General features: G+C 68.6%; 10 protein-coding genes. 5 read left to right on the top strand and 5 right to left on the bottom strand.

Annotated elements, in window-relative coordinates; translation table 11 throughout:
• Nucleotide 1: 1 nt before the first annotated feature.
• The 3 genes from mreD to ACE3P9_RS03100 all read right to left on the bottom strand — a co-directional run bounded on the left by mreD (nucleotide 2) and on the right by ACE3P9_RS03100 (nucleotide 2,679).
• Entirely contained in the window at nucleotides 2–517 is a 516-nt protein-coding gene (mreD, locus tag ACE3P9_RS03110; protein WP_374491786.1) for a rod shape-determining protein MreD, read from the bottom strand.
• Entirely contained in the window at nucleotides 514–1,485 is a 972-nt protein-coding gene (gene mreC / locus ACE3P9_RS03105; protein WP_374491785.1) for a rod shape-determining protein MreC, read from the bottom strand. The genes mreD and mreC overlap by 4 nt, the downstream gene beginning before the upstream one ends.
• A 150-nt stretch (nucleotides 1,486–1,635) precedes the next feature.
• Nucleotides 1,636–2,679: a rod shape-determining protein gene (locus ACE3P9_RS03100; protein ID WP_374491784.1), complete on the bottom strand. Its 1,044-nt coding sequence runs from the start codon at nucleotides 2,677–2,679 to the stop codon at nucleotides 1,636–1,638.
• Between the two features lie 347 nt (nucleotides 2,680–3,026).
• On the opposite strand from ACE3P9_RS03100, the gene gatC reads away from it, so the two are divergent.
• From gatC to ACE3P9_RS03080, 4 genes are all read left to right on the top strand, one after another.
• Nucleotides 3,027–3,329 (top strand): Asp-tRNA(Asn)/Glu-tRNA(Gln) amidotransferase subunit GatC, encoded by a 303-nt coding sequence (gene gatC, locus ACE3P9_RS03095; RefSeq protein WP_374491783.1) that lies wholly within the window; start codon nucleotides 3,027–3,029, stop codon nucleotides 3,327–3,329.
• 109 nt (nucleotides 3,330–3,438) lie between these two features.
• Nucleotides 3,439–4,932, top strand: coding sequence for an Asp-tRNA(Asn)/Glu-tRNA(Gln) amidotransferase subunit GatA (gene gatA / locus ACE3P9_RS03090; RefSeq protein WP_374491782.1), 1,494 nt, complete (start codon nucleotides 3,439–3,441; stop codon nucleotides 4,930–4,932).
• A 20-nt stretch (nucleotides 4,933–4,952) separates the two neighbouring features.
• Nucleotides 4,953–6,410, top strand: coding sequence for an Asp-tRNA(Asn)/Glu-tRNA(Gln) amidotransferase subunit GatB (gatB, locus tag ACE3P9_RS03085; RefSeq protein ID WP_374491781.1), 1,458 nt, complete (start codon nucleotides 4,953–4,955; stop codon nucleotides 6,408–6,410).
• 133 nt (nucleotides 6,411–6,543) lie between these two features.
• On the top strand, nucleotides 6,544–6,855 hold the full coding sequence (locus ACE3P9_RS03080; protein ID WP_374491780.1) for a hypothetical protein: 312 nt from the start codon (nucleotides 6,544–6,546) through the stop codon (nucleotides 6,853–6,855).
• On the opposite strand, the gene ACE3P9_RS03075 is transcribed toward ACE3P9_RS03080, so the two are convergent.
• On the bottom strand, nucleotides 6,852–7,790 hold the full coding sequence (locus tag ACE3P9_RS03075; RefSeq protein WP_374491779.1) for an IS481 family transposase: 939 nt from the start codon (nucleotides 7,788–7,790) through the stop codon (nucleotides 6,852–6,854). The genes ACE3P9_RS03080 and ACE3P9_RS03075 overlap by 4 nt on opposite strands.
• A gap of 243 nt (nucleotides 7,791–8,033) precedes the next feature.
• Here ACE3P9_RS03075 and ACE3P9_RS03070 point away from each other — a divergent pair, with 243 nt between their 5' ends.
• Complete coding sequence (locus ACE3P9_RS03070; protein ID WP_374491778.1) at nucleotides 8,034–8,546, top strand: peroxiredoxin; 513 nt, start codon at nucleotides 8,034–8,036, stop codon at nucleotides 8,544–8,546.
• Nucleotides 8,547–8,775: 229 nt separating this feature from the next.
• Here ACE3P9_RS03070 and ACE3P9_RS03065 read toward each other — a convergent pair whose 3' ends face one another.
• A complete protein-coding gene (locus ACE3P9_RS03065) occupies nucleotides 8,776–12,606 on the bottom strand; it encodes a DUF748 domain-containing protein (protein ID WP_374491776.1) in 3,831 nt (1,276 codons plus the stop codon).
• Nucleotides 12,607–12,948 lie beyond the last annotated feature (342 nt).

Here is a 12,948-nt window from a genome sequence, read left to right as displayed (position 1 = left end):
ATCAGAGCGGCCGGGTCAGGTCGCGGTCCGGGGCACGGCGCTGCGGTGCGAGCAGGATCATGCTCACCGGCAGCCACAGCAGGGTCTCGGCCACGGGCGCTCCCAGCAGCTCCCAGCCGGGAAACTGCCCGCCGCTGGCCATGCTCAGCACCCAGGTCAGGGCATGCACGGCCACGAACACCGCCGCCATCTGCAGCGCCTGCGTGAACGGGTGAAACCACTGCAGGCGCCGGTGCAACAGCAGCACCGTGCTGGCCATGACGCTGTAGGACAGTGCATGGATGCCGAGCAGCGTGGTGGCATGCACATCCATCACCAGCCCGAGGCAGAAGGCCACGCCCACGCCCACGCGGGCAGGCTGGTACAGGCACCACAGCGCCACCGTCACCAGCAGGAAGTCCGGCGCCCAGGGCGCGCGGCCAAAGGGCAGCAGGTTGAGCATCAGCGCCGCCAGCAGCGTGCCGACGATGTAGGACGGCCGCACGGGCAGCAGCAGCTGTTGGTCGCGCTCGATCATGGCTTGCGGGCTCCCTTATTTCTGGACGCCTTGCCGCGGGCCGGCGCGCTGGCCGCTCCGCTGGCGGCCGATGCGTCGGGGGCGCTCGCGGCGGCCGTGGCCTCGTTGCTGGCTACCTTCTGCGGTTCGAGCACCAGCACGTAGCCCATGGACAGCGGGCGCGCTGCCGGCTTGACCTGCACGCGCTCGAAGGCCGTGTTGCCGCGCCGGTCCACCAGCGTGACAGTGCCCACCGGCAGGCCCGCCGGATAGATCCCGCCGATGCCGCTCGTCATGAGCACATCGCCGACCCGGAAATCGGCCGTGTTGGTCAGGAAGCGCACTTCGAGCGCGCTGCTCTTGGGCGACTGGCTGTCGCCGTACACCAGCCCGCGCTCGCCGGTGCGGCTGTTGAGCACCGGCGTGGGCTGTTCGGGGTTGTCGATGAGCGAGACTTCGCTGCTGAACGGGTACACGCGCACCAGCTGTCCCACCAGACCGTACTCGTCGATGACCGGCGAACCCACGGCCAGACCGTGGCTGCTGCCGCGGTTGATCACCACCTTGCGCGTGAACGGATCAGGAGCCACGTACACCACTTCGGCTGCCCGGGCCCGGATGGGGAGGGCCTCGCTCAGGCCGAGCAGATGGCGGAGCTGGGCGTTCTCGCGTTCGAGCAGGTCGGCGCGCTGGGCCTTGAGCGACTGCTGCGACACCAGCAGGGCTGCCTGCTCCTGGCTGTGCTTGGCCGATTCGACCGTGGTGACATAGCCGCCCATGAGGTCCACGGCCCGCACCGGCTGGGCGCCGAGCCACTGGAGCGGCGACAGCACGGTGGCAATGGCGCTGCGCATGCCGTCCCCGACATGGAAGCGGCTGTCTGCCACCATCAGAAACACCGACAGCGCCCCGGCCATGGCCAGTCGCGTCAGGGGCGACGGCCCCCGGCGGAAGAGGGGAGGCGTGCGTTCAAGCTGCTGCAGCGACATGGGCGAGCCCGGCTCCGGCGGCCAGCGCCATCGGCAGCGCTGCCCGCAGGCCACCGATGCCGCCTGACGCAGGCAGAGAAGGGGAGAGAGAACGGAGGGGGAGGAGTGGCACCAGCGGACGAGACGCCGACAGGCACCCGGCCACGGGCATCATTCGTTGGTGAAGATGCTGCCCAGACGGTCCATGCGTTCGAGTGCGATGCCGCAGCCGCGCACCACGCAGGTCAGTGGCTCCTCGGCCACCAGCACCGGCAGGCCGGTTTCCTCGGCCAGCAGGCGGTCGAGGTCGCGCAGCAGCGCACCGCCGCCGGTGAGCATCATGCCGCGTTCGGCAATGTCGGCACCCAGTTCCGGCGGGGTCATTTCGAGCGCGGTCTTGACGGCGCTGACGATCTGGTTGAGCGGATCGTTGAGGGCTTCGAGGATTTCGTTGCTGCTCACGGTGAAGCTGCGCGGCACGCCTTCGGAGAGGTTGCGTCCCTTGACTTCCATTTCGCGCACCTCGCTGCCGGGGAACGCGGAGCCGATTTCCTTCTTGATCGCCTCGGCGGTCTGCTCGCCGATGAGCATGCCGTAGTTGCGGCGGATGTAGTTGATGATGGCCTCGTCGAACTTGTCGCCGCCCACGCGCACGCTGCCCTTGTAGACCATGCCGCCCAGGCTGATGACGCCCACCTCGGTGGTGCCACCGCCGATGTCCACCACCATGGAGCCGCTTGCCTCGCTCACCGGCAGGCCTGCGCCGATGGCGGCGGCCATGGGCTCCTCGATCAGGAACACCTCGCTGGCGCCGGCACCGAGAGCGGCGTCACGGATGGCGCGCTTTTCGACCTGGGTGGAACCGCAGGGCACGCAGATGATGATGCGGGGGCTGGGCTTCATCAGGGAGCGGGGGTGCACCATCTTGATGAACTGCTTGATCATCTGCTCGGTGACCACGAAATCGGCGATCACGCCGTCCTTTATCGGGCGGATGGCTTCCATGTTGCCGGGCACCTTGCCCAGCATGGCCTTGGCGTCCTTGCCCACGGCCTGGATCACGCGGCGGCCGCTGGGGCCCCCTTCCTGGCGGATGGCGACCACCGAGGGCTCGTCGAGCACGATGCCCTTGTCGCGGGTGCAGATGAGGGTGTTGGCGGTGCCGAGATCGATGGCCAGGTCGGTGGAGAAGTACCGACGGAAACCGTTAAACATGTGCGTAGTCCTTCGTGTGCCCAGGGCGGCCTGCGGCGGCCCTGCGGCAATGTGCAAAAATGAGGGGTGTGGAAGGGGTTGGAAAGAGCCTGCGCGCGGGAAGTGGCGCTGCTTCTCGGACCGCAAAAACCACGAAACGGCAGAAACAATACCCCACCGTGTTAAACCTTAGATAATACCGTATATGCGTTCGCAAGGGTATGCGCCGCAAGCCTTTTTTGCACTGCACACCATTCCTTGCGGGCCTTCTGCAGCCCGTGTGCCGGCCCGCTTTCCGGGCGCTGCCGGCGCACTCCCGGAGCCTCCCGATCCGGGGCCACTTCTTGCCCGGACGCATCGATTTCACCATGTCCCTTACCGCCGAGAACATCGCCTTCATTGCCAAGCTGTCGCGGCTGGCCCTCACGCCCGACGAGGGCGAGCGCCTGCGCACCCACCTCAACCAGTTCTTCGACACCGTCGTGGGCCCCATGCAGCAGGTGGACACCACGGGCCTGCAGCCGCTGGCGCATCCCACCGACGTGATGCAGGAGGTGGCGCTGCGGCTGTGCGACGACGTGGTGAGCGAGCCCGATCAGCGCGAGCGCAACCAGGTCAGCGCCCCGGCCGTGCAGGACGGGCTGTTCCTGGTGCCGCGCGTGATCGAGTGATCGCCTGCCCTTGATTCGTCTTGCCGGCCTTCCTGCCCGGACTGCCGCGTTCTCCCATGGCATCGCATGGCCTTGCAGGCCCTGCGTTCCGAACCCTTGATTGCCCCCCATGAGTGATTTTCACCAATCCACCGTTGCCGGCCTGAGCCAGATGCTCGACCGCAAGGAAGCCAGCGCCGTCGAGCTGGCCCAGCATTTTCTGCAGCGCAGCCAGGCCCGCCCCGATCTGGGCGCCTACCTGAGTATCGACCCCGAGACCACCCTTGCCCAGGCCCGCGCCGCCGATGCGCGCCGCGCCGCCGGCACGGCCACCCCGCTCACGGGCGTGCCGATTGCCCACAAGGACATCTTCGTCACGCGCGAATGGCCCACCACGGCCGCGAGCCGCATGCTCGAAAACTACCGCAGCCCCTTCGACGCCACCGTGGTGGCCCGTCTGGGCTTCGGCAACCGGGACCAGGGCGGGCAGGACGACGGCGCCGGCATGGTCACGCTCGGCAAGCTCAACTGCGACGAATTCGCCATGGGCAGCGGCACCGAGAACTCCGCCTACGCCAAGGCGCACAACCCCTGGGACGTGACGCGCGTGCCCGGCGGCTCCAGCGGCGGCAGCTCTGCGGCGATCGCGGCCCGGCTCGCACCGGCGGCCACCGGCACCGACACCGGCGGCTCCATCCGGCAGCCCAGCGCCTTCTGCGGCGTGACCGGCATCAAGCCGACCTACGGGCGTGCCAGCCGCTACGGCATGGTGGCCTTTGCCAGCAGCCTCGACCAGGCCGGCCCCATGGCCCGCACCGCCGAAGACTGCGCACTGCTGCTGTCGGCCATGTGCGGGGGGGACGCCCTGCGCGATTCCACCTCGCTCGACCTGCCGGCCGAGGACTACACCCGCTCGCTCGGCCAGAGCCTGGAGGGCCTGCGCATCGGCGTGCCCCGGGAATTCCTGGGCGACGGGCTTCAGGACGACGTGCGCCAGGCCATCGAGGCGGCGCTGGCCGAATACGAGCGGCTGGGTGCGCGCCGCGTGGACATCAGCCTGCCGCATGCGCCGCTGGCCATTCCCGTGTACTACATCATCGCGCCGGCCGAGGCCAGCTCCAACCTGTCGCGCTTCGACGGCGTCAAGTTCGGCCACCGGGCGGCGGCGTACACCGACCTGGGCGACATGTACGAGAAGACCCGCTCCGAAGGCTTCGGCCCCGAGGTCAAGCGCCGCATTCTCACCGGCACCTACGTGCTCAGCCACGGCTACTACGACGCCTACTACCTCAAGGCCCAGCAGATCCGCCGTCTCATCGCCAACGAGTTCCAGCAGGCGTTCACGCAGTGCGACGTGATCGCCGGCCCGGTGGCTCCCAGCGTCGCCTGGAAGATCGGTGCCGAAAAGGACGCCCTGGCCGACTATCTGGCCGACATCTACACCCTGCCGGCCAGCCTGGCCGGCCTGCCCGGCATGAGCCATCCCGTGGGCTTTGGCGAGGGCGGCATGCCGGTGGGCCTGCAGCTCATCGGCAACTATCTGCAGGAGGCGCGTCTGCTGCAGGCGGCGAACCGATTCCAGCAGGCCACCGACTGGCACGCACGCACCCCCGCAGGCATCTGACCGAGCAGCAGCACACCATCATGAGCACCTCCACATCGTCCCCTCTCATTCAGGGCTATGAAGTCGTGATCGGCTTCGAGACCCACGCCCAGCTCTCCACCCACAGCAAGATCTTCAGCCGCGCCAGCATCGCCTTCGGGGCCGAGCCCAACACCCAGGCCTGCGCCGTCGATCTGGCCCTGCCCGGCACCCTGCCGGTCATGAACCGTGCGGCAGTCGACCGCGCCATCCGCTTCGGGCTGGCCGTGGGCGCGCACATCGCCCCGCGCAGCATCTTTGCGCGCAAGAACTACTTCTACCCCGACCTGCCCAAGGGCTACCAGATCAGCCAGTTCGAGATTCCGGTGGTGCAGGGCGGCGAGGTGCACTTCCACCTCGGCGAGGAACCCCGTGCAGTGCGCCTCGTGCGCGCCCACCTGGAAGAGGACGCCGGCAAGTCGCTGCACGACGTGTTCCCCGGCATGAGCGGCATCGACCTGAACCGCGCGGGCACCCCGCTGCTCGAAATCGTGACCGAACCCGACATGCGCAGCACCGAGGAAGCCGTGGCCTACGCCCGCGAGCTCCACAAGATCGTGACCTGGATCGGCATCTGCGACGGCAACATGCAGGAAGGCTCCTTCCGCTGCGACGCCAACGTCTCGGTGCGCCGGCCCGGCCAGCCGCTCGGCACCCGCCGCGAGATCAAGAACCTCAACAGCTTCCGCTTCATGCAGCAGGCCATCGACTACGAGATCCGCTGGCAGATCGAGCAGATCGAGGACGGCCACGCCATTCAGCAGGCCACCGTGCTCTTCGACCCCGACAGCGGCGAAACCCGGGCCATGCGCGTCAAGGAGGATTCGGCCGATTACCGCTACTTCCCCGACCCCGACCTGCCGCCGCTCGTCGTGGCGCCGGAATGGGTCGAGCAGGTGCGCGCCGACATGCCCGAACTGCCGCGCCACATGGCCGAGCGCTTTGTGGCCGACTACGGGCTGCCGGCCTATGACGCGAGCCAGCTCACCCTGAGCCGCGACATGGCGGCCTACTTCGAGGACACCGCCCGCCTCAGTGGCCAGCCCAAGCTGGCCGGCAACTGGGTCATGGGCGAGCTCTCGCGCCGCCTCAATGCCGACGAGCGCAGCGTGGCCGACAGCCCGGTCTCCACCGCGCAGCTGGCCGCCCTGATCGGCCGCATCCACGACGGCACCGTCAGCCACAACGCCGCCCGCCAGGTCTTCGATGCCCTCTGGACCGGCGAAGGCCACGACGTGGACGCCGTCATCGACCAGAAGGGCCTGCGCCAGATGAACGACACCGGCGCCCTGGAGAAGATGGTCGACGACGTCATCGCCGCCAATCCCGGCAACGTCGAGCAGTACCGGGCCGGCAAGGACAAGGCATTCAATGCCCTCGTGGGCCAGGTCATGAAGGCCAGCAAGGGCAAGGCCAATCCGGCGCAGGTCAACGCCCTGCTCAAGCAGAAGCTGGGTTGAGTGACGGAATGCATTCCCGGCTGCCGCGTGCTGCCGGGGCCTGCACGCCGGTGCCGGGCACATGCTTTTTCATCGCGGGCGCATCGGTCCGTGGCATTTCGATCGTGAAACACCGTTCCGCACACTGATTCCCATGCCGTCTTCCAAGTCGCCCCCTTCCTTCGCCGCCATCGTTTCCGTGGGGGCCTTCGCGCTGCTCTCCATGCTGGGCGGGTGGATCATTGTCTGGGGAGGTGGGTTCTACCATTCGCCGAACAAGTACGTGGCGAACGCGCGGTTCTATGACGGGGGGCCGGCGGTGCTCATGGCGCTGCTGCAGTTTCTGGCGGCGGCACTCGGGTGGACGTGGCTCTTTCGCCTGCGGCTGGGGGCCTGGGCGGCGACGACGCTGGGCTTTGTGCTGGTCTTCGTGCCGCCTGCGCTGTTCTGGGTGCTGGCGCGCTAGCTGTTGAGTTGCAATAGGTTGTTCCCGGCGAGGCGCGAAGCTGGGGGTTTGTAGCCCAATGCCGAGTGTGGCCTGCGGGCGTTGTAGTAAGCGAGGAAGGCAGGCAGCCAAGCAGTTCGCTCTGCGCTGTTCTGCCAGACCCGGCCATAAGCCCATTGCCTGAGGCAGGTCTGGATGAAGCGTTCGGCCTTGCCATTGGTTTGCGGCCGGTAAGGCCGCGTGAAGGTGTGCTTGATCCCCAAGGTTTGGCACGTCATGGCGAACAATCGGGAGCGGTAAGCGGGACCGTTGTCGGTCAGCAGGCGCTTGACCTTCACCCCAAGTGCGGCGTAATGCGCCACGGCCGCCTTGAGGAACGCCACTGCCGAGTCCTTGCGCTCGTTGGCATACATCTGCACGAATCCCGCCCTGGAATGATCGTCGATGGCGACATGGGCAAACTCCCATCCCGCGCCGTCGACGCTGTCACGGCGGTTGCCGGTCACGCGATGGCTGGGGCGCACGATCCTGCCGAGCTTCTTGGTGTCGATGTGCAGCAACTCGCCGGGCGCATCGCGCTCGTAGCGCAGCACCGGCGAGGCAGGTTCGAGCGCCTTGAGGCTGGAGAGCCCCAGGCGGTTGAGCACCCGGCTGACCGTCGCCACGCTTCGACCGACGACCGCAGCGATGGCACGCATGGGCATGCGCGTACGGCGCAGTTGTTCGATGCGCCGGGAAAGCACTTCATCGACCGTGGTGCGCGTCTGATGAGGCCTGGAGCTGCGATCGAGCAATCCGTCCGGCCCTGACCGTTCGAATCGGCCCAGCCACTTGCGGGCGGTGCGCACGCTGATGCCAGCCGACTCGGCTGCGGGCCTGAGGCCCATCACGGCAATGCGTTCAATGAGCAATTTGCGACCTTCGAAGGTAGTTCTGGCATTCTTATGACTGTTCATCCGGTTGGCCCCCTGAGAGTACTGAAGCGTCGAGAACTCCAGTTTCCCAGATCCTGTCGGGTGAACAACCTATTGAAACATCACAGCTAGCGGCGGATCGGGCCGTGGCGCCTGAGGCTTGAGGCTCCGGCATGCCCGCAGGGGACGCGGGGTTTATGGGTGGGACGCGACAATGGGGAAGGGGTGGTTCCTGTGGGGCCGCTTCCTTCCCTTTTTTGTTTTTTCTGTTTGCGGAGCGTGCCCATGATTGCCGTTGGAGATCTGTTGCCTGATGTGACGTTGTCGGAGTATGTGGAGGTGGAAGGCGAGGGGTGCAGCCTCGGCCCGAATGCGGTGCCGGTGCGGCAGGCGGCTGCGGGCCGGACGATTGCCCTGTTTGCGGTGCCGGGGGCCTTTACGCCGACGTGCTCGGAGCGCCATCTGCCGGGGTATCTGGCCGCGCACGATGCGCTGCTGGCGGCCGGGGTGGATGAGATCTGGTGCGTGTCGGTGAACGATCCGTTCGTGATGGGAGCCTGGGCGCGTGCCGAGGGGACGGCGGGCAAGGTGCGCCTGCTGGCCGATGGCGATGCGGTGTTTGCCCGCGCGACAGGACTGACGCTCGATCTGACGGGCAAGGGCCTGGGGCTGCGCAGCAACCGCTATTCGATGCTGGTGCGCGACGGCCGGGTGGTGACGCTCAATGTGGAGGCGCCCGGGCAGTTCGCGGTGAGCGATGCGGACACGCTGCTCGCGCAGGTACGCCAGCAGGGCTGATCGCCCCGCGTTTGGGGCACACCGTGGTGCATGCCCGTGTGCCATGCCTCTGTGCCCATACAGGGCCGGTTCCCGGAAAGGGGGCCGGCCCTGTGTTTTTGGTGGAGGAGCTTTTCGGCATGCCGTGTTCGGCGCTTCGGCACCTCGATGCCCCCGGGGGCGTGATTTTCCAGAGCCTCGGATTTCCGCGTGTGCAGAAGAAGCCGGAGAAGCCGGAGCGGGGGGGCAATCAGTCGCCGGTTTCGCCGTCCACGCCGAGGGCGAGGTCGGCGCGGGTGGTCTTGCCCTTGTCCTCGATGCCGGCGGCACTGAGCTTGACGGGGCGCAGGGTGATGCGCTGGTCGTCGAGCTTGCCGTGCAGCCAGGTGCGCACGGCCTGGGCGCGGTGTTCGGCGAGGGTCTTGAGGGCCTTGTCGTCCACTGGGATGCTGGCGTCGAGGAGCTTGCGCATGGCTTCGGGGTCGAGGGATTTGTCGAGGCCGAGGAAGTTGCGGGGGCGGTTCTTGACGGGGGCGTGCTTGTAGGCGCGCTTGAGATAGGTTTCGTATTCGTCGGGAGTGATGGTGATGGACGCGAGGGCGGCGTCGGAGAGGTCGGCCTTCTTGCCCTGGGTGTCGAGGGCCTTTTCGCGGCGGATCAGGGTCTGTGCCATGGCGTGGCGCAGGCCGTCGGCATCGCGGGCAGGGTCGACGCGGCCGACGAGGCCGAGCTGCAGTGCGGATTTCTTCTGCAGCAGGGTGACGACCTTGGCGAGCTTGTCCTGCGCGTCGGTGTCGAGCACGGCCGAGCCGGGGGCGAATTCGACATAGCCGAGCGCACCCGGATCGCTGCCGCCGAAGATGGCGCCCAGCAGCTTGAACGGGGCGGTGACGACCTTGACGATGAGGTTGCCCACGGCACGCCAGATGAGGCCCCCCATGCTGAACTGCGGATCGTCCAGGGAGCCGGTGACGGGCAGGTTCACGTCGATGTTGCCGTTGTCGTCCTTGAGCAGGGCGACGGCGAGCTTGACGGGGAGGTGGCGGATGCCGGGGCTCTCGTCGCGGTTGCCGAAGGTCAGCTCGGTGAGCAGGATGTGGTTGTCGGCGTTGAGCTGGCGGTGGTCGAGCCGGTAGTGCACGTCCACGCTGAGGCGGCCGTGGGTGATGGGGTAGCCGGTGTAGCGGGTGGAATAGGTGCTCAGGCTGGGGAGCTCCACGCGGTCGGCCTTGCCCTTGATGTCCAGAAAGGCCACGGGCTGCAGCGGGTTGACCGAGCCGGTGATGTCGATGGGCGAGCGGCCATTGAGCGCCGCATGCACGGCCACGCTGGCCGGCGGAGCACCGGGAGCCGTGCCGAAGGCGCCGATGCGGCCCGCGAGCCGCGTCATGTTGGCGGTGTAGTGGGGGCGGATGTAGTTGTCGGTGTAGTTGAGCTGGCCGTTGGCCAGGGTGATGCCGCCGATGCGCATGTCCACGGGCAGCGGGGCGGCAGGCGCGGAGGCCGCTGCGGTCGGGGCCGTGGCGACGGTGCCCGCAGAGGCTGCCACGGCGGTGCGGAGCGGGGCAGAAGGCGCCGTGACCGGAGCAGGCGCCGGGGTACGGCTGGGCGCTGCGCCGGCCGTGGGCTGCACGCGGGTGACCGACACGGGGGCCGACTGCGGCTGTGCCACCACGTCCGACAGGTTGAGCCGGCCGTTGGCGTTGATGATCATGCGGGCATAGAAGGCGCTGAGCAGCACGTGGCCCACGTCGATGCGGGGGCGGCCGGAACCGGCCGTCACGCGCAGGTAGGTGCCTGCCAGCGTGCGCCAGCGCAGGAAGTCGTCGCCGGTGAGCTTGTCGCGGATGCGGACCTGTTCGAGCGCGGCATTGCCCTGGTAGCTGAAGGTGGGATGGCCGCTGCGGCGCCCGTCGTACACCAGCTGTCCCTGGTTGGAGGCGTGCGCGCTGGTGATGGTGACGTTGAGCGGCACCTGCACATAGGGCTGGAACGGAGCCAGGTCCATTGCGCGGGTGGTGACGTGCAGGTCGGCCCAGACGGGCGTGGGCTGGGCCTTGCCGGCCAGCGCGAAGCTGCCTGCACCGATGCGCCCCGCCAGCGTGAGGGCACGCGGACGATCGAGGTGGCTGTCGAGGGCGTCGATGCCCCCCTTGAGCGCCTCCACCGTCAGGTGCACGGGGCGGGAGCCGGTGGCCGCGTCGGTCCAGCGGACGGTGGACTGGTCGATGCCGGCATGGGCCACGCTCCATTGCCAGGGAGCAGAGGCCGTGCCCGGGCGGGAGCGGGTCTGCGCTGCGCGGGAGCTGCCTGCGGCAGGGGCGGCCGCGAGCCGGGCGAGGTTGAGCTGCCCATCTCGGGCGCGCTGCACGTCGAGTGCCAGCCCGGTGGCCAGCACGGACTGCACCCTGGCCACGCGCTGGGTCAGGTCCACTTCGTCGATGACGGTGTCGAGCTTCTGCCAGGCGACGGGGGGCGTGCCGCCGCGGGTGCCGGCAGGCTGCAGGGCCGTGTCGGAGAGGGTGGTTCTGGTCTTGGACAGGTGCAGGGTGAGGCCCGTAGCCCAGCCGAGCTGGAGCTGGCCTGCGGCATCGAGGGTGCCCCTGGGGACCTGCACGGGCAGCGCCCCCTGCGCCAGAGGCAGCAGGGTGGGCAGGTCCAGATGGGACAGGCCGAGCGTGGTGTCGAGCCGCGCGTGGGCGAGGTCCAGGGTGCCGGTGGAGCTGATCGTGCCGCCTGCCACGTGGCCCGACAGGTTCAGCGCCGCAGGTGGGGCGCTGGCGGACAGGGCCAGATGCTGCAGCGCACCCTGCAGCCCGTCCAGCGACAGGGTGTGGCCGGTGGCATCGGTGTAGTGCAGGGCATTGTCCCGCAGGGTCAGGGTGGCCACGCGCAGATCGGTGGCGGGAGCGGCGGACTTGGGCGCAGGAGCGGAAGTGGCCGATGCCGCAGCCGCCGGGGAGGCAGCGAGGGTGCTGAAGTTGCTGCCGCCCCCCGCGTGTCCGACAAAGTGCAGCTGCGAACGCTCCAGCGAGATGGCACCGAGGTGGTAGCGGGCGATCAGGGGCTGCACATCGGTGAGCTGGGCCCGTGCCCGGCCGATGGTGGCGAGGGGCGCCGCATGGGTGTCCTGCAGGGCGAGGTCATCGAGCTGGAGCTGGCCCGTGAGGCCCAGCTGCGGCGTGGACGCCTGCAGGAAACGCAGCGCCACGTCGCCCGAGAGCCAGCCGCGCGGCAGCGCCACGGGCAGACGCACCGGCACGTAGTCCACATAGCGGGCCAGATCGAGCCGGTCGAGGCGGAAGTGCAGGGTCGAATCGAGCGAGCGGGCAAAGGGCTTGGCCTGTCCCTCGAAGCGCAGGGGGCTGCCGTCGACCTGCATCGACAGCAGCGGCCGCACGAACACGTCCACATCGCTCGGCAGATTGGCCAGGAAGGGCACGCCCAGCTCCAGATGGGCCACGTGGTGCCGTGCCTGGAGCACGCGGTCGTCGAACTGGATATCGCCGTCGCGCAGCTCGATGTTGGAGACGGCAAAGCGCGTGGGCGAGGCGCTGGGGCTGGCGGGCTGCGCCATCAGCCGGTCCACGATGTCGCTGAAGTTGAAGCGCTGGGGTCCGGTGCGCACGATGCGCACGCGGGGCCGGTCCAGCCGCAGCTCGCCCACCACCGGAGCCAACCGGAACAGCGAGGCCCACGACACCCGCGTGGTGGCGCGGTCGATGTCGACAAAGGGCGACTGCCCGTCGGCATCCGCAATGTGCACGCCGTCGAGCTGCAGACGCAGCGTGTAGGGGTTGAGATGCACCTGCCCGATCTGCACCTTGCGCGCAAGGGCGGCGCCGGCACGCTGCTCGATCTGCGTGCGCAGCAGGTCGGGCGCCACCAGAAAGCCCAGCACCCCCACCACCAGCAGAAACAGCACGGTGGCCACAAGACCCCGGCGCATCAGCCGGGAACGTGCCAGGGTGCCGAGGCGCTGCCCGGCAGCCTTCAGCCGGGACGGTGCAGGAGCGGGCGGCTGCGGCGGGGCGTCGTGCGTCTCGTCAGAGGAAGAAAGGGCGGGTGGGGTGTCGGACATCTGCCGGGGCTCCGGTCGCGGGCAAAAGAAAAACCTGCCGCACCCCGGAACGTGCAGCGCGGCATGCATGCAAGCCGCCGCATGCGGACGCGGATCGGGAATGGGAGGGAATGCTACCGAGTGTAGCCCCGAGCCGCAGCCAGTAACCCCGCCCCGCCAGACCGACGCACATTGCCCCGCATTCCGGAAAATCCGTCACGAACGGACGGGGCATGTTCTCTGTGTCCCTGAGCAAAGGGAGCGGAGAGAAGGGGCGGGTGGCAGCAGGGCTCCTGAAAACGCATGGCACTGCATCGCCGAGGCTACGTGGGCGGGCCCTGGCGGACGTCCTGCCCCGGCACG

It is taken from the genome of Allobrachymonas sp. (assembly GCF_041912815.1).
Lineage (GTDB): Bacteria > Pseudomonadota > Gammaproteobacteria > Burkholderiales > Burkholderiaceae_C > Brachymonas.
This window is presented reverse-complemented; position numbering and strand designations above follow the sequence as displayed.